The following is a 16,719-nucleotide window of genomic DNA, read 5'->3' on the forward strand; positions in this document are numbered from 1 at the left end:
GTTATTGCCCCAGCTTGCGCGGTTGCCAGTCCTTGATCACCAGCGTGACGTCAAGGTCAGTGCCATGCAGCTTGATACGCTCTGGCAGCCAATAGCCGCCTTGTTCCACGTAGCTGAGGTACTCGACCTGCCAGCCATCCTGCTCCAGTGACGCGAGGCGGCTGTCGCCATTGAGGCTCAGGCGGCTCTTGCTGTCCGGCGCGGGCAAGCCGCGCACCCACCACACCAGGTGCGAAACGGGCAGCTTCCAGCCAATCTGTTCCTCCAGCAGCGCTTCCGGCGAAGTCGCCTCGTAGCGGCCCTGGTTGGCCACTTCGAGGCTGACTTGCCCCGGGCGACCGGTCAGGCGCGCAGCGCCACGGCCCAGTGGGCCCGATAAGCGAATATCGTAGTAGTCCTGGCGTTGCAGCCAGAACAAAGTGCCGCTGCCTGAATCTTTGGGTGCACGCACCCCGACCTTGCCTTCGATCTGCCAGCCATCGATGCTGCTGAGCTGATCCTTGTGCTGCTTCCATTGCGCCGGGTTGCCCTGGCCTTCAACGGATTCACGGGCACCAAAGCCCGCGCAACCGGCGAGCAGGGCGATGAGACTGAAAACGACAACGTGGCGCAAGAACATAAGCTTAAAGGGTCTCGGATCCGGTCAGGCGCTTGATGGTGCCGCGCAGGATGGGGCTTTCGGGTTGTTCCTTGAGGAATTTTTCCCAGATTTGACGGGCTTCGCGCTGCTTGCCATTGGCCCACAGCACCTCACCCAGGTGGGCTGCGACTTCCTGGTCGGGGAAGCGCTCCAGCGCCTGGCGCAGCAGGCGTTCGGCTTCGTCGAGGTTGCCCAGGCGGTAATTTACCCAGCCCAGGCTGTCGAGCACCGCCGGGTCTTCCGGGTTGAGCTGGTGCGCCTGTTCGATCAGCACCTTGGCTTCGTCGTAGCGCGTAGTGCGGTCCGACAAGGTGTAGCCCAGGGCGTTGAGGGCCATGGCGTTGTCCGGGTCGCGCTTGATGATCAGGCGCAGGTCTTTTTCCATCTGCGCCAGGTCATTGCGTTTTTCGGCCTGCATGGCGCGGGTGTACAGCAGGTTCAAATCGTCAGGGAATTGCAACAAGGCTTGCTGCAGCAATTTCCAGGCGCGCTCGCCCTGATTGTTGGCCGACAAGGTCTCGGCCTGGATCAGGTACAGCTGGATCGCGTAGTCCGGCTCGGCGTCGCGGGCTGCGGTCAGGCGTTTTTCCGCCTCGTCGGTGCGACCGTTGCTCATCAGGATATCGGCCTGGCGCAACTGGGCTGGCAGGTAGTCGTTGCCGGGGCCGACCTGGGCGTATTCGAGCAGGGCCGCCTGTGGGTCGTTACGCTCTTCAGCGATACGGCCCAGGTTCAGGTGCGCCGAATCCACATGGCTTTCGCGCTCGATCAGCTCTTCCAGATAGCCCTTGGCCTCATCCCAGGCCTTGGCTTCCAGGCATACCAGCGCCAGGGAGTAGCGCAGTTCGTCGTCGTCCGGGTATTGCTGGACCAGGTTGGCGAACTGCACTTTGGCGTCCTCCATGCGGTCCTGCTCGACCAGCATGCGCGCATAGGTAAGGCGCAGGCGCTTGTCTTCCGGATACTTCTTGATGCTTTTTTCCAGCAGAGGAATGGCTTCCTTGCCGCGATTGAGATTTTGCAGCAGGCGCGCACGCAGCAGGATCGGCGCAATCTCGCCCTCGTCCGGCGGGTTCTGCTCCAGCAGTTTCAGGGCGGCGTCGGCTTCGTCGTCCTGTTGCAGCAGCAGGGCCTTGCCGAAAATCAGTTGGCTGTTCTTCGGGTGTTTTTGCAGCAGGCGGTCGAAGCTCTTCATCAACCCGTTGCGCGTGTCCTGGTCGGTGTCGGCGGCCGACAGCGCGAGGAAATCGAAATGGGTGTCGCCCTTGCCCTGCAGGACTTTCTCCATATAGAGCATGGAGTCGTCATAGCGCCCGGCCCGCGCCAGTTGGATGGCGGCTGCCCGCTGCGCCTCCAGGTCGTCCGGCGCATTTTTCGCCCAGATCAGCGAGGTGTCCAAGGCGGCCTGATCGGCGCCCAGGTACTCGGCGATGCGGAACGCACGCTCGGAGATGCCTGGATCCTGAGTGTTGATGGCCTGGGTCACGTAGTTATCCAGCGCAATATCGAAGCGATTGCGCTGGCCGGCCAGTTCCGCACTCAGCAGGCTGAACACCGTTTCTTCACTGAACGAGGAGTAAACCTTGGGCTTTTCAGGGGCGGGGGTGCTGTCTTCCACCGGCGGCGTACCGTCCGGCGACACGGGCGCCATGGCCTGGCAGCCGCTGAGGAAGACAAAAGCAAGGAGCAACGCGGAAGATCTATTCATATAGGAAGAGGACGACTAACCTGCGGTCGGATCATCATGACACAAGCCTTCGGCCAAACATAACCGAGTCTCAGTTGATGCCTTTATAGACACAAGGCATTAGGACAATAGACGACGGTGGTTGTTCTGAATCTTTCGAAGTAGGACAATTGTCGGCTTCCCGACATCATCAGCGATATTGAATGGCCTTCCTCGCACTCGGTATTAACCACAAGACTGCCTCCGTAGACGTGCGCGAGCGCGTGGCGTTCACGCCAGAGCAGTTGGTTGAGGCCTTGCAGCAGCTCTGCCGGCTCACCGACAGCCGCGAAGCTGCGATCCTTTCGACCTGCAATCGCAGCGAGCTTTATATAGAGCAGGAACATCTTTCAGCGGATGTCGTCCTGCGCTGGCTGGCCGATTACCACCATTTAAGCCTCGACGACCTGCGCGCCTGTGCTTATGTGCACGAAGAGGATGCGGCAGTTCGTCACATGATGCGTGTGGCCGCCGGTCTCGATTCGCTGGTGTTGGGCGAGCCGCAGATCCTGGGGCAGATGAAATCCGCCTACGCCGTGGCGCGTGAGGCTGGCACGGTCGGCCCGCTGCTCGGGCGCCTGTTCCAGGCCACGTTCAATTCCGCCAAGCAGGTGCGCACCGATACCGCCATCGGCGAGAACCCGGTGTCGGTGGCATTTGCCGCCGTCAGCCTGGCCAAACAGATTTTCAGCGACCTGCAACGCAGCCAGGCTTTGCTGATCGGCGCCGGCGAGACCATCACCCTGGTCGCCCGCCACCTGCATGACTTGGGGGTGAAGCGCATCGTGGTGGCCAACCGTACCCTGGAGCGCGCCAGTATCCTTGCCGAACAATTCGGTGCTCATGCGGTGCTGCTGGCGGATATTCCGGCCGAACTGGTGCGCAGCGATATCGTCATCAGCTCCACCGCCAGCCAGTTGCCGATCCTGGGCAAGGGCGCGGTGGAAAGTGCGCTGAAGCTGCGCAAGCACAAACCGATCTTCATGGTAGATATAGCCGTTCCCCGGGATATCGAGCCCGAAGTCGGCGAGTTGGACGACGTTTACCTCTACAGCGTCGACGATCTGCACGAAGTCGTCGCCGAAAACCTCAAGAGCCGTCAGGGCGCGGCCCAGGCCGCCGAGGAGATGGTCAGCACCGGCGCCGAAGATTTTATGGTGCGCCTGCGTGAACTGGCGGCGGTGGACGTGCTCAAGGCGTATCGTCAGCAGGGCGAACGCCTGCGCGACGAGGAACTGATCAAGGCCCAGCGTTTGCTCGCCAACGGCAGCAGCGCCGAAGAGGTGCTGATGCAACTGGCCCGTGGCCTGACCAACAAGTTGCTCCACGCACCCAGCGTACAGTTGAAAAAGCTTACCGCCGAAGGCCGCCTCGATGCGCTGGCCATGGCCCAGGAACTCTTTGCCCTCGGTGAGGGCGCGTCAGAAAGCTCTTCGGATAAAAAACCGCAATGAAAGCGTCACTGCTCAATAAACTGGACGTGCTCCAGGACCGTTTCGAAGAACTGACCGCCTTGCTCGGCGATGGCGAAGTCATCTCCGATCAGACCAAGTTCCGCACCTATTCCAAGGAATACGCCGAAGTTGAGCCGATCGTAACCACTTACGGGCAATGGCTGAAAACCCAGGCCGACCTCGAAGGCGCCCAGGCGCTGCTCAAGGACAGCGACCCGGACATGCGCGAAATGGCCGTGGAAGAAGTCCGCGAGGCCAAGGACAAGTTGATCGCGCTGGAAGGCGACCTGCAACGCATGCTGCTGCCCAAGGACCCCAACGACGGGCGCAACGTGTTCCTCGAAATCCGCGCCGGCACCGGTGGCGACGAGGCGGCGATTTTCTCCGGCGACCTGTTTCGCATGTATTCGCGGTACGCCGAGCGGCGTGGCTGGCGTGTGGAGATCTTGTCCGAGAACGAGGGCGAACACGGTGGCTATAAAGAAGTCATTGCGCGGGTCGAGGGCGAAAATGTCTACGGCAAGCTGAAGTTCGAATCCGGCGCGCACCGCGTACAGCGGGTGCCGGCGACTGAATCCCAAGGCCGTATCCACACCTCCGCGTGCACCGTGGCCGTGTTACCCGAGCCGGACGAGCAGGAAGCCATCGAGATCAACCCGGCGGACTTGCGGGTCGACACCTACCGCTCGTCGGGCGCTGGCGGCCAGCACGTCAACAAGACCGACTCGGCGATCCGCATCACCCACTTGCCGTCGGGCATCGTGGTGGAGTGCCAGGAAGAGCGATCCCAGCACAAGAACCGGGCGCGGGCCATGTCCTGGCTGTCGGCCAAGCTCAACGACCAGCAGACCAGCGCCGCCGCCAATGCGATTGCCAGCGAGCGCAAGTTGCTGGTGGGCTCGGGCGACCGTTCCGAACGCATTCGTACCTACAATTTCGCCCAGGGCCGGGTCACCGACCACCGCGTCAACCTCACCCTTTACTCCCTCGACGAGATTCTCGCCGGTGGCGTCGATGCGGTAATCGAGCCGTTGCTCGCCGAATACCAGGCCGATCAATTGGCGGCGATAGGTGAATAAATGACCATCATCGCCAGCCTGCTGCGCGCCGCCGACCTGCCAGACTCGCCCACCGCGCGCCTGGATGCCGAATTGTTGCTGGCCGCTGCCCTGGGCAAGTCCCGCAGCTACCTGCATACCTGGCCCGAGAAAATTGTCAGCAGCGAAGACGCGCTGACCTTTGCCGGTTACCTGCAACGCCGCCACGCCGGCGAGCCGGTGGCTTATATTCTCGGCCAGCAGGGCTTCTGGAAACTCGACCTGGAGGTCGCGCCACACACGCTGATCCCTCGTCCGGACACCGAGTTGCTGGTGGAAGCGGCCCTGCAATTATTGCCCGCCACGCCTACCCAGGTCCTCGACCTGGGCACCGGCAGCGGCGCTATCGCCCTGGCCCTGGCCAGCGAGCGGCCGGCCTGGCGGGTCACCGCCGTTGACCGTGTGCTGGAAGCCGTGGCCCTGGCCGAGCGTAATCGCCAGCGGCTGCACTTGAACAATGTCACGGTGTTGAACAGCCATTGGTTCAGCGCCCTGCAAGGTCACACCTACGACCTGATCATCAGTAACCCGCCGTATATTGCCGACAACGACCCGCACTTGGTCGCGGGCGATGTGCGTTTCGAGCCGGCCAGCGCGCTGGTGGCCGGTCACGACGGTCTGGACGACCTGCGCCTGATCAGCAAGGAGGCACCGGGCCACCTGAACGCCGGGGGGTGGTTGCTGCTCGAACACGGTTACGACCAGGCACTGGCTGTGCGTGATCTATTAATGAGCCAGGGCTTTGAGCAGGTGCACAGCCGCATCGACCTCGGTGGTCACGAACGCATCACCCTGGGACGCCGTCCGTGCTGACCGATCAGGAGCTGTTGCGCTATAGCCGACAGATTCTGTTGCAGCATGTCGACATCGAGGGTCAGTTGCGCCTGAAAAACAGTCGCGCGCTGATTATCGGCTTGGGCGGCCTGGGCGCGCCGGTTGCGCTGTACCTGGCCGCTGCCGGCGTGGGCGAGCTGCATGTGGCCGACTTTGACACCGTCGACCTGACCAACCTGCAACGCCAGATCATCCACGACACCGACAGCGTCGGGCAGACCAAGGTCGACTCGGCCCTGCGCCGCTTGAGCGCGATCAATCCTGAAATCAGCTTGATTGCCCACCGCACAGCGCTGGACGCCGATTCCCTGGCAGCAGCGGTGGCCGCGGTCGACGTGGTGCTCGATTGCAGCGACAACTTCTCTACCCGCGAGGCGGTCAACGCCGCGTGCGTTGTTGCCGCCAAGCCGTTGATCAGCGGCGCCGCGATTCGCCTTGAAGGCCAATTGTCGGTCTTCGACCCGCGCCGCGCCGACAGCCCGTGCTACCACTGTTTATACGGGCATGGCAGCGACACCGAACTTACCTGCAGCGAAGCGGGTGTGGTCGGGCCATTGGTGGGGCTGGTCGGAAGCCTGCAAGCCTTGGAAGCCTTGAAGCTGTTGGCCGGTTTCGGTGAGCCGCTGGTGGGGCGTTTGTTGCTGATTGACGCCTTGACCACGCGCTTTCGCGAATTGCGCGTCAAGCGTGACCCCGGTTGCAGTGTCTGTGGGACGCACCATGGTTAAGGACGCGCCGATCGGTGTGTTCGATTCCGGCGTCGGCGGCTTGTCGGTGCTGGATGAAATCCAGCAACTGCTGCCCCACGAGTCGCTGCTGTACGTGGCCGATTGCGGGCATATCCCTTACGGCGAGAAAACCCCCGAATTTATTCGTGAGCGCTCGCGCTTGGTTGCCGGTTTTTTCCGCGAGCAAGGTGCCAAGGCCTTCGTGATTGCCTGCAACACCGCGACCGTCGCGGCTGTGGCCGACTTGCGCCAGGACTACCCCGATTGGCCATTGGTGGGCATGGAGCCCGCCGTTAAACCTGCGGCCGCTGCCACGCGCAGTGGCGTGGTCGGCGTGCTCGCCACCACCGGCACCCTGCAAAGTGCCAAGTTCGCCGCGTTGCTCGACCGATTCGCCACGGATGTACGGGTAATCACCCAACCGTGCCCGGGCCTGGTTGAACTGATCGAAACCGGCGACCTGAACAGCCCGGCCCTGCGCCAGCTGTTGCAGGGCTACATCGACCCGCTGCTCAGCGCCGGTTGCGACACCATCATCCTCGGTTGCACCCACTATCCCTTCCTCAAGCCCCTATTGGCGCAGATGCTGCCCCCCAGCATCATCCTTATCGACACCGGCGCCGCAGTGGCCCGCCAGCTCAAGCGCTTGCTGATCGAGCACGACCTGTTGGCCGTCGGCGATCCTGAACCTGCGCGGTTCTGGACCAGCGGCGATGCGTGTCATCTAAGAAATATCCTACCGACACTATGGAAACATTCCGGCGTTGTGCGAAGCTTCGGTGCGTGAAAATTTCGTGAAATGTCGCTGAACTTCTAGCTGTGTGTCAGCTTCTATAGCGAGATGGCCTGTACAAAACCATACAACTTCGTTTTCAAAGGATTGTTTCTTATGAAGCGCTTGTTCTGTTTGGCTGCGATTGCAGCCGTAGTGGTGGGACACTCGGTTTCGGCCCAGGCTGCCGGCCTGGAATTGGGGGTGGGCAGCACCAGTGATTCGACCATGACCTACCGATTGGGGCTCACGTCGGACTGGGATAAAAGCTGGTGGCAGAGTGATGTGGGCCGGCTGACCGGCTATTGGAGCGGCGCCTACACCTACTGGGATGGCGATAAACGCGCCAGCGTCAGCAGCTTGTCGTTCTCGCCGGTGTTTGTGTATGAGTTTGCCGGGGAGTCGGTCAAGCCTTACATCGAGGCAGGGATCGGCGTGGCAGTGTTTTCCCGCACAAAAGTGGAAGACAACAACATCGGCCAAGCCTTTCAGTTCGAAGATCGCTTGGGGTTCGGCCTGCGGTTTACCGGTGGGCATGAAGTGGGCATTCGTGCCACGCACTATTCCAACGCCGGGATCAGCAGCAACAACGATGGGGTAGAGAGTTACTCGTTGCACTACACCCTGCAGCTGTAATTGCGCAAATCCCCTGTGGGAGGGGGCAACCCCCCTCCCACATTTGATCTTCATCGGTCTTTAGGTCAGCGGTAGGCCGTCGCGATGCCCTGGCGCTCTTCAATGCACTCCGGTGCACCCATCTCGAATTCCCGGCAAATCAACGGTCGACGCTCATAAATCGTGCACATCATCGTGTCCCGATCCAGCGCCGCGCACCAGCCGTCGTCCAGGCGCAGCATCACTTCGCCGCCCCAGTCGTCGGTGTCGATGTAGCGTTCCGGCACGCCGGTGTCGGTAATCAGCATGACTTCCAGCTGGCAGCAGCAGGCCGCGCAGGTTGCGCAAGTGACGGCAGGCTCGGTGATTTGGGTATGGGGGATGTTGATCATGGCGCCAGCTTCAAGCTTTGAGCGGCAAGCTGCAAGAAAAAGCCGACCGGCTTCAGTATTTTGTCGCGGCGCGAGCAAGCAGTACAAAGAGCGCAGCCCACAGCAGCGCCAAGCCGAACAGGCTCGGCCACAGGGCGTAACCGAAGCTCACCCCGGCCAGTTGGCTACCTGCGTAATAAGACAGGGGGCCGCCCACGGCGCCCAATAGGGCTGCGCGCCAGCGAGGCCGGGTACTCCAGGCCAAACAATGACGCAATGTGGTTGCCAGTAGCGCCCATAGCAACATCAACCAGAAGGGAATCAGCGGGCCCGGCTCGGTGAAATGAAACACGCCCACCGTGCGTAACGCCGTATCCAGCAGTGTGCCCAGCACTGTCACGCTGAGAATCAGTCTGCCGTCTTCGGCCCACGAACTTATCCACAGCAGATGAATAGCCAGCGCAACGAGCCCGACGAGTAACCACACGCTGTCGCCACCCAGTACACACGCAAACCAGCCGCACTGGAACAGCACGGCATTGGCCAGGGTTTTAAGCATTGAAGCGCCCGAGCAACGGCGGGGTGATCGCTGCCGGTTTGGCCAACAGCAATTGCGCGGTGCCGATGGTGCGCTCCATAAAGCCACCTTCGCAGTAGCACAGGTAGAACTCCCACAACCGCAGGAAATACTCGTCGTAGCCCAGCTCCGTCAGGCGGCCGTGGGCGCGGCGAAAGTTCTCGTGCCACAGGCGCAAGGTTCGCGCGTAGTGCAGGCCAAAGTCTTCCATGTGTAGCAGGTTCATGTCGGTGTCGCGGCTGACGATCTGCAGCATGTTCTGCACGCTGGGCAGGGCGCCGCCGGGGAAAATGTAGCGCTGGATAAAGTCCACGCTGTTCTTGGCCTGCTCGAACCGTTGCTCGCGGATGGTGATGGCCTGCAGCAGCATTAGCCCGTCGCTCTTGAGCAGGTGCGCGCACTGCTTGAAGTAGGTCGGCAAGAAGCGATGGCCCACTGCTTCGATCATCTCGATGGACACCAACTTGTCGTAGTGGCCGGTGAGGTCGCGATAGTCACTCAGCAACAGCGTGACCTGGCCTTGCAAACCCAGGGCTTCGATACGGTTTGCGGTGTAGGCGAACTGCTCCTTGGACAAGGTCGTGGTGGTGACCTTGCAGCCATAGTGTTGCGCGGCGTACAGCGCCATGCTGCCCCAACCGGTGCCGATTTCCAGCAGGTGGTCGCTAGGTTTGAGGGCGAGCTTCTGGCAGATGCGTTCAAGCTTGTTCAGTTGCGCCTGTTCCAGGGTGTCGTCGGGGCTCAGAAATTGCGCCGCCGAATACATCATGGTCGGGTCGAGGAATTCTTCGAACAGGTCGTTGCCCAGGTCGTAGTGGGCCGCGATATTTTTCTGCGAACCCTTGCGGGTGTTGCGGTTCAGCCAGTGCAGGCCTTGGGTGAACGGGCGTGCCAGGCGCGCCAGGCCACCTTCCATAGCGTCGAGCACGTCCAGGTTACTGACCATCACGCGCACCACGGCGGTCAGGTCCGGGCTGCTCCAGTAACCGTGGATAAACGCCTCGCCCGCGCCGATGGAGCCGTTGGCCGCCACCAGGCCCCACACCGCCGGGTCAAGGATCTGGATCTCCCCCAGCAAATGCGCTTCCCGGGCGCCGAATACTTGGCGTTCGCCGTCCTCGATCACCACCAATTGGCCGTGGCGCAGTTGGCTGAGTTGGCGCAGCACGCGTTTGCGCAGCAGCGCACTGGTCACACCGTTGACGTTCAGGCGGTTGGTCTTGACCGATAAGCTAGGGGATTTCATGGCGGCGATCCTTGGTATACCCGACGGCTGTACGTGAGGCGCCATCGGCGGCCCGGTGGGGAAAAATCGGTGTGCGTTTAAGAAACAGGCGCAGTGCCTGCCAGTAAATGGCCAGGCAGGTCTTGGCGGTCATCCACGGAAACCGCCACAAGTAGCGATGCAGGCTGGCGCGATCCAGCGCTTCTTTTTGCAGGATCAAGGTGGCGTCGAACACTTTCAGCTCACCCTGCCAATCGGCCATGTGCACGCCGAGCCTGTCGGCGGGCGGGCTGAAACTCATGCGGTATTCCAGGTCGCGGGGCAAGAACGGCGACACATGGAAGGCCTTGGCCACGGCGAAATGCTGGTGCTCATTCGCGCCCAGGGCTTGGGCCGGCAGCACGTAGTGGTAACGCTCGCGCCACGGCGTGTTGGTCACTTCACACAGGATCGCGGCCAGTTGTCCGTCGGCCTCGAAGCAGTAGAAGAAACTCACCGGGTTAAAAGCCAGGCCCCAACTGCGGGCCTGGGTCAGCAGGCAGATAGCGCCCTGAGGCTTACGCCCCAGGGCCTTGCCGACTTCCTGGCGCACGGCATCGCTCAAGCCAATGCCGTGGCGCGTGAATTCACGCAGGTAGTCCTGCTGGCGAAAGCCGAAGGGCGCCATACGGCTGCGCCCGGCCAACGGCGACAGCCCGAGGACTTGCTCTTGTTCGCTTAAGTCCAGGTACAGCAGGCCGATGCGGTAGCGAAAGGCGTGGGCCTTGGGCGCAAACCGTCGATGGGCAATCCAGCCGCTGTACAGGGCGCTGTTCACAGGGTTTCCCCAAAGGCTTGGGCCACACGCAAGGCACTGACCACGCCGTCTTCGTGGAAACCATTGGCCCAGTAGGCGCCGCAATAAAAGGTGTTGCGTACACCGGCCAGTTCTTCCCAGCGGTTTTGCGCGGCCACCGCTGCGAGGCTGTATTGCGGGTGGGCGTAGGTGTAGCGCGCGAGGATCTTCAACGGGTTGATCATCGGCGTCTGGTTGAGGCTGACGCAGAAGGTGGTGGCGCTGTCGATGCCTTGCAGGATGTTCATGTCATAGGTCACGGCCGCCTGGGTCTGGGCGTTGCCGCTCAGTCGGTAATTCCAACTGGCCCAGGCCAGTTTGCGGTCGGGCAGCAGGCGGGTGTCGGTGTGCAGCACCACGTCGTTGTCGGCGTAGGGCAGGGCACCGAGAATTTCTTGTTCGGCCTGGCTCGGGTCGGCGAGCAATGCCAGCGCCTGGTCGCTATGGCAGGCGAACACCACGCGATCAAATGCCTCGCTGCCGCCAGCGCTGTGGATAACTACGCCATCCTCGGTGCGCTCGACCTTGTGCACCGGGCAATTGAGGCGGACCTGCTCGCGAAAGCTGCGGGTCAACGGCTCGATATAACGGCTGGAACCGCCTTCGATCACGCACCACTGCGGCCGGTTGTTCACCGACAGCAAGCCGTGGTTCTTGAAGAAGCGCACAAAGAACTGCAACGGAAAGCCCAGCATGTCCGCCAGGGACATCGACCAGATCGCCGCGCCCATCGGCACGATGTAGTGGCGCACAAACCGCTCGCCGTAACCACCGGCCTTGAGGTAATCGCCGAGGGTCATTTCGGCGCTGATCCGTTGCTCTTGCAGGTCCAGCGGCGCCTGGCGATTGAAGCGCAGGATGTCACGCAACATGCCCCAAAAGCCCGGCGACAGGAGATTGCGGCGCTGGGCGAACAGGCTGTTGAGGTTGTTGCCGTTGTATTCGAAACGGGTGTGTTCGTCGCACACCGAAAAGCTCATCTCGGTGGGTTTGAATGCCACGCCGATCTGCCCCAGCAGGCGGATGAAGTTGGGGTAGGTCCAGTCGTTGAACACGATGAAACCGGTGTCCACCGCATAGCTTTTGCCTTCAACCGTCACGTTGACCGTGTGGGTATGCCCGCCAATGCGCTCGCCCGCCTCGAACAGGGTGATGTCGTGACGGCGGCTGAGCAGGTAGGCGCTGGTCAGCCCGGCAATGCCGCTGCCGATAATGGCGATCTTCACAGGTCGTCCTTTTTCGGTGGTGGGTTGCGCAGCATGCGTTTGCCGATGATCAGTTGAGCGCGGTTCGGCAGTTTCGACAGCGGCCACAGGGTGGCAATGAATAGCGCCGGGAAGGCGATTTCCAGCGGGCGCTTTTCCAGCTTGGCGAAGATGTGCCGGGCGGCCTTGTCGGCCGGCCAGCTCAGGGGCATCGGGAAGTCATTGCGCTCGGTCAGTGGCGTGTCGACGAAGCCTGGGCTGATCACCGTGACGTCGATATTTTCCGGCGACAGGCTGATACGCAGGGATTCGAACAGGTAGCGCAGGCCGGCCTTGGACGCGCCATAGGCTTCGGCGCGGGGCATCGGCAGGTAGGTCACAGCGCTGGCGACACCCACCAGATGCGGTGTGCGCCCGGCACGCAACAAGGGCAGGGCGGCTTCGATGCAATAACTGCTGGCCAGCAGGTTGGTGCGCACCACGTGCTCGATGATCGATGAGTCAAACTGCTTGGCATCCACATATTCACAGGTGCCGGCGTTGAGGATCACGGTGTCGAGCGAGCCCCAGGCCGCTGCGATGCGTTCGCCAATCTCGCGTACGGTCTGGCTGTTGGTCAGGTCGCCGGCCACCACCAGCACTTGGCCGGGGTAACGTTGGGCCAGTGCTTGCAGTGGCGCTTCGGTGCGCGAACTGAGGGCGACATGGGCACCGCTGTCGAGCAGCTCCACGGCCAGGGCGGCACCGATACCACTGCTGGCACCGGTCAGCCAATAACGACGGGGCGAAACCGTGTTCATCCCACTCTCCTTTTCAGCCAACTGATGACGCTACCCAGTACGGGCAAATGTTCGTAGAGCATCGCGCCTGCATCGAAGTAATCGCGGTGGCGGTATACCTTCTCATCCCACATCAGGTGCGAGCAGCCTTGCACGTTGATCACCTTGCCGCCGTTGAGGCGCGGGTGGCAAAACACCATGTTCCAGCGCAGGTAGCCTTCGCCTTCTGCTACTTGGTCGAAGCCGTGGAAGTCAAAGCGCAGTTGACTGACGTTGCTGTACAACTCGGCGAAATAAGTGCGCAGTGCGCTCAGGCCGTGGACCTCGTGCAGCGGGTCGGCAAAGGCGATGTCCTGGCTGTACAGGCTGTCGAGCAGGTGCAGGTTGTGCTTGTCCAGCGTGGCGAAGGTGTGGGCGAAGCGCTGCAGGAAGTCACTCATGTTCCACGACCGACTGACGTGAAGGCAGGCTGCGAAAGGCCGCCAGGGCTCGCTCGCGGGACTTTTTCAAGTCGACAATCGAACGCGGATAATCCGCCACGCCAAACAGACCGCCGGCGGCTTCGGGGTTATGCACTTCCTTTTTATTCAGCGCGGCCAATTGCGGCAGCCAGTGCTTGATGAAAACCCCCTCGCTGTCGAATTTTTCCGACTGGCTCAGCGGGCTGAAAATGCGGAAATACGGCGCCGAGTCGGTGCCCGTGGACGAACTCCACTGCCAACCACCGTTGTTGGCGGCCAGGTCGCCGTCGATCAAATGACGCATGAAGAAGCGCTCACCTTCACGCCAGTCGATCAGCAGGTTCTTGGTCAGGAACATCGCCACCACCATGCGCAGGCGGTTGTGCATCCAGCCGGTTTCCAGCAACTGGCGCATGGCGGCGTCGATGATCGGCAGGCCGGTGCGCGCCTCTTGCCAGGCGGCCAGGTCCTTGGGCGCATTGCGCCAGGCCACGGCTTCGGTCTCGGGGCGGAACGCACGGTGGCGGGACACCCGTGGGTAGCCCACCAGAATGTGTTTGTAGAACTCGCGCCAGAGCAACTCGTTGATCCAGGTAATGGCGCCGATGTCGCCACTTTCGAACTCGCCCTGGTTGGTCTGCAGCGCGGCATGCAGGCACTGGCGCGGCGACACCACGCCCGCTGCGAGGTACGCCGACAACTGGCTGGTGCCAGGCTTGGCGGGGAAGTCGCGTTCGTCTTTGTAGTAGCTGATCTGCTGGTCGGCGAAGGCGTCGAGGCGGCGCCGTGCTTCGTCTTCACCGGCAGGCCACAGGGCACGCAGGGCATCGCTGGGTGGCTCGAAGCCTGTAACGGTGGCCGGGACCTGGTCGCTTTTGAGGGCGAGCCTGGCCTGGGCCTTTGGCGTGGACACCAACCGTGGCAGCGCGCTGTGCAGCCGTGTGTAGCAGACCTTGCGGAACTGACTGAACACCTGGAAGTAGGTGCCGGTCTTGGTCAGCACACTGCCCGGTTGGAAAAACAGTTGGTCGAGGTAGCTGTGGAAGGTCACGCCATCGGCTTCCAGCGCTTGGCTCACAGCGGCATCGCGACGGCTTTCGTGAATGCCATATTCCTCGTTGACGTGCAGCGACTGCACCGACAGTTCCCGGCACAGTTCGCTGAGTACGCCGGGCGCCTGGTCCCAGGTTGCCGCCTGGCGGATCAGCAGGGGAATGTTCAACTCGCCCAGAGACCGGCTCAAGTGCTGCAAATTGCGCAGCCAGAAGTCGACTTTGCACGGTGCATCGTCATGGGCCAGCCATTGCCCGGGCGTGATCAGGTACACGGCGGCAACCGGGCCGCGCTGGCTTGCGGCGGCCAGGGCGGTGTTGTCGTGTAGGCGCAGGTCGGTGCGCAGCCAGATCAAATGCATTTAGAGAAGTCCACGCTGGATCAGAAGCTGGTGGGCCGACAACGAATCTTCGGCCACAAACAATTCAGGAGTGTCACGGGTTAATACGGCTAACTCCGCTTGATGGATGCAGACCGTTGGTCCGACGAGCAAGGCCGGGCAACTGATGCCCACCAGCAGTTTGGTCAGCGCCGGCAGGTGCAGGGCTTTGCTCGAATACAGCAGCACTGCGCGCGGTTGCAGGTGTTCCACCGCCAGCGCCAGTTCACCGGCGGGCAGCGGCCAGTCGAACACCTCCACCGGGCAATCGGCGCTGCTGGCCAGCCAGGCGCTGAGCCATAGGTGCGGTTCCAAGGGCAGGTCAGACTGGTTGACCAACAGCAGCGGCGCCCCGTGCAGTTGGCGATTGTTGTGGTAGATGCGCGCCCCGAACTTGCTGCGCAGCCAGGACAGGAAAAACACCCGCTCCATCTGCGCGCCGAACTGGCCCTGCCAGCGCTGCTCCAGCTCTTTGATCAACGGCAGCAGCAGTTGCTCGCACAGGGTGCGCGGTGGGTACAGCGCCATGGCTTGGTTGAAGGCATCATCGACCCGGCGCTCGGTCAGTTCGCTGATGGCCTGCACCAGGGTCTGGCGCAGGGCGTGCCATTCATTTTCGACCGTGTCCGGGCTGGCCAGGGCAGAGTCGATCAGGTGCTTGACCTGGCTGACCGGCACGCCGCGATTGAGCCAGGTGAGGATGGTGTGGATGCGTTGCACGTGCTCGGCGCTGAACAGCCGGTGGCCCTTGGGCGTGCGCTGGGGCACGATCAGGCCATAGCGGCGCTCCCACGCGCGCAGGGTCACGGCGTTGACGCCGGTCTGGCGCGCCACTTCGCGAATCGGCAGCCAGCCGTCTTCCAGGGCTTGTGCGATGTCTTCGCCGGGTTCGTCTTGCAGGGCAACTTTCATGGTCTAGATCGCATTACGCAGGCTGAGGTTTTCCGGGTGCGGTTGCAGGTACGCCTGCTGCGCGATGTAGCGGTCCGGGTGTTGGCGAAAGTGGTGCTTGAGCAGGGTCAGCGGCACCACCAGCGGCACGATGCCGTGGCGGTATTGGCCTATCACGGTCTGCATTTCCTGTTTGTCGTCGGCGCTGATGACCTGCTTGAGGTAGCCGCTGATGTGTTGCAGCACATTGGTGTGGGTGCCGCGGGTGGCGCACTTGGTCAGGCCGGTCATCAAATCGCTGAAGTAGCACTCGGCGAGTTCATTGAGGTCGGTGCCTTTGCCCATGCTGCCCAGCAGGTGGCCCAGGCTTTTGTAATGCTCGGGGCTATGGGCCATCAGCAGGTATTTGTAGCGCGAGTGAAAGGCCAGCAGGCCGTGACGGGTCAGGCCTTCGGCCAGCAACTGCTGCCAACTGGCGTAGACGAACACGCGGGTCAGGAAGTTCTCGCGCAGCACCGGATCATTCAGCCGGCCGTCTTCTTCCACTGGCAGGTTGGGGTGCCGTGCGCAAAACGCCTGGGCGTAAATGCCGCGTCCGCCGCCGTCCACCGGGGTGCCGTTGTCGCGGTACACCTTGACTCGCTCCAGGCCACAGGACGGCGACTTCTGCATAAAGATGTAGCCGCACAGGTCGGTGTGTTCCTGGGCCATCTGCTGGCCGTAGTCGTCCAGGGGCTGGGTCACGTTGAGTTCGCGGTGCACCGTGCCCACGGCCTGTGGGTGGGCAGGGTCGCCGACCAGGCGGATCGGTTCACGGGGGATGCCCAGGCCGATGGCGACTTCGGGGCACAGCGGCACAAAGTCGAAATAGTCGGCAAGGGTCTGGCTGCACAGCAAGGATTGCTTATGGCCACCGTTGAAGCGCACGTTCTCGCCCAGCAGGCAGGCGCTGATCGCGATCTTCGGTTTTGCGCTGCTGGACATGGTCAAACCTCTGCAAGATTCTTGTACAAGCGTGAATTCCTGTACAACCTGATCTCATCATAGGTTTGAAGCTGTACAAGTCAAATTATTTGT

General features: G+C 62.0%; 18 protein-coding genes. 6 read left to right on the forward strand and 12 right to left on the reverse strand.

What is annotated here, in order from left to right:
- Window position 1 precedes the first annotated feature (1 nt).
- Window positions 2-619 carry a lipoprotein insertase outer membrane protein LolB gene (gene lolB, locus PspS35_RS03745; protein WP_159932837.1) on the reverse strand — a complete coding sequence of 206 codons (618 nt, stop codon included), beginning with the start codon at window positions 617-619 and terminating at the stop codon, window positions 2-4.
- A 4-nt stretch (window positions 620-623) separates the two neighbouring features.
- Window positions 624-2,348 (reverse strand): tetratricopeptide repeat protein, encoded by a 1,725-nt coding sequence (locus tag PspS35_RS03750; RefSeq protein WP_159932838.1) that lies wholly within the window; start codon window positions 2,346-2,348, stop codon window positions 624-626.
- A 182-nt stretch (window positions 2,349-2,530) separates the two neighbouring features.
- Here PspS35_RS03750 and hemA point away from each other — a divergent pair, with 182 nt between their 5' ends.
- The 6 genes from hemA (at window position 2,531) to PspS35_RS03780 (ending at window position 7,887) form a co-directional block, all read left to right on the forward strand.
- On the forward strand, window positions 2,531-3,820 hold the full coding sequence (gene hemA / locus PspS35_RS03755; RefSeq protein ID WP_159932839.1) for a glutamyl-tRNA reductase: 1,290 nt from the start codon (window positions 2,531-2,533) through the stop codon (window positions 3,818-3,820).
- The gene (gene prfA, locus PspS35_RS03760) at window positions 3,817-4,899 is read left to right on the forward strand and encodes a peptide chain release factor 1 (RefSeq protein ID WP_099583953.1); all 1,083 of its coding nucleotides are present in this window, start codon (window positions 3,817-3,819) and stop codon (window positions 4,897-4,899) included. Before hemA ends, prfA begins: the two co-directional genes overlap by 4 nt.
- Window positions 4,900-5,730, forward strand: a complete 831-nt coding sequence (prmC, locus tag PspS35_RS03765; RefSeq protein ID WP_159932840.1) for a peptide chain release factor N(5)-glutamine methyltransferase — start codon at window positions 4,900-4,902, stop codon at window positions 5,728-5,730.
- On the forward strand, window positions 5,724-6,479 hold the full coding sequence (locus tag PspS35_RS03770) for a molybdopterin-synthase adenylyltransferase MoeB (RefSeq protein WP_159932841.1): 756 nt from the start codon (window positions 5,724-5,726) through the stop codon (window positions 6,477-6,479). Before prmC ends, PspS35_RS03770 begins: the two co-directional genes overlap by 7 nt.
- Entirely contained in the window at window positions 6,472-7,266 is a 795-nt protein-coding gene (gene murI, locus PspS35_RS03775) for a glutamate racemase (protein ID WP_159932842.1), read from the forward strand. The genes PspS35_RS03770 and murI overlap by 8 nt, the downstream gene beginning before the upstream one ends.
- Window positions 7,267-7,368: 102 nt before the next feature.
- Window positions 7,369-7,887: an acyloxyacyl hydrolase gene (locus PspS35_RS03780; RefSeq protein ID WP_159932843.1), complete on the forward strand. Its 519-nt coding sequence runs from the start codon at window positions 7,369-7,371 to the stop codon at window positions 7,885-7,887.
- 65 nt (window positions 7,888-7,952) lie between these two features.
- Here PspS35_RS03780 and PspS35_RS03785 read toward each other — a convergent pair whose 3' ends face one another.
- The 10 genes from PspS35_RS03785 to PspS35_RS03830 are packed head-to-tail and all read right to left on the reverse strand — an operon-like array spanning window position 7,953 to window position 16,626.
- Window positions 7,953-8,258, reverse strand: coding sequence for a YkgJ family cysteine cluster protein (locus PspS35_RS03785; protein ID WP_159932844.1), 306 nt, complete (start codon window positions 8,256-8,258; stop codon window positions 7,953-7,955).
- Between the two features lie 52 nt (window positions 8,259-8,310).
- Window positions 8,311-8,796 (reverse strand): DUF2878 domain-containing protein, encoded by a 486-nt coding sequence (locus PspS35_RS03790; RefSeq protein ID WP_159932845.1) that lies wholly within the window; start codon window positions 8,794-8,796, stop codon window positions 8,311-8,313.
- Window positions 8,789-10,060 carry a cyclopropane-fatty-acyl-phospholipid synthase family protein gene (locus PspS35_RS03795; protein WP_159932846.1) on the reverse strand — a complete coding sequence of 424 codons (1,272 nt, stop codon included), beginning with the start codon at window positions 10,058-10,060 and terminating at the stop codon, window positions 8,789-8,791. The genes PspS35_RS03790 and PspS35_RS03795 overlap by 8 nt, the downstream gene beginning before the upstream one ends.
- Complete coding sequence (locus tag PspS35_RS03800; RefSeq protein ID WP_159932847.1) at window positions 10,047-10,856, reverse strand: DUF1365 domain-containing protein; 810 nt, start codon at window positions 10,854-10,856, stop codon at window positions 10,047-10,049. Before PspS35_RS03800 ends, PspS35_RS03795 begins: the two co-directional genes overlap by 14 nt.
- The gene (locus tag PspS35_RS03805) at window positions 10,853-12,100 is read right to left on the reverse strand and encodes an FAD-dependent oxidoreductase (protein WP_159932848.1); all 1,248 of its coding nucleotides are present in this window, start codon (window positions 12,098-12,100) and stop codon (window positions 10,853-10,855) included. The genes PspS35_RS03800 and PspS35_RS03805 overlap by 4 nt, the downstream gene beginning before the upstream one ends.
- Window positions 12,097-12,879: an SDR family NAD(P)-dependent oxidoreductase gene (locus PspS35_RS03810; RefSeq protein ID WP_159932849.1), complete on the reverse strand. Its 783-nt coding sequence runs from the start codon at window positions 12,877-12,879 to the stop codon at window positions 12,097-12,099. The genes PspS35_RS03805 and PspS35_RS03810 overlap by 4 nt, the downstream gene beginning before the upstream one ends.
- Complete coding sequence (locus PspS35_RS03815; RefSeq protein WP_159932850.1) at window positions 12,876-13,298, reverse strand: nuclear transport factor 2 family protein; 423 nt, start codon at window positions 13,296-13,298, stop codon at window positions 12,876-12,878. Before PspS35_RS03815 ends, PspS35_RS03810 begins: the two co-directional genes overlap by 4 nt.
- The gene (gene phrB / locus PspS35_RS03820) at window positions 13,291-14,733 is read right to left on the reverse strand and encodes a deoxyribodipyrimidine photo-lyase (protein WP_159932851.1); all 1,443 of its coding nucleotides are present in this window, start codon (window positions 14,731-14,733) and stop codon (window positions 13,291-13,293) included. Before phrB ends, PspS35_RS03815 begins: the two co-directional genes overlap by 8 nt.
- A complete protein-coding gene (locus PspS35_RS03825) occupies window positions 14,734-15,663 on the reverse strand; it encodes a MerR family transcriptional regulator (protein WP_159932852.1) in 930 nt (309 codons plus the stop codon). It lies immediately after the preceding gene.
- A 3-nt stretch (window positions 15,664-15,666) separates the two neighbouring features.
- Window positions 15,667-16,626, reverse strand: a complete 960-nt coding sequence (locus tag PspS35_RS03830; RefSeq protein ID WP_159932853.1) for a DUF523 and DUF1722 domain-containing protein — start codon at window positions 16,624-16,626, stop codon at window positions 15,667-15,669.
- Between the last annotated feature and the right edge of the window lie 93 nt (window positions 16,627-16,719).

The sequence above is a fragment of the Pseudomonas sp. S35 genome, from assembly GCF_009866765.1.
Taxonomy (GTDB): Bacteria; Pseudomonadota; Gammaproteobacteria; order Pseudomonadales; family Pseudomonadaceae; genus Aquipseudomonas.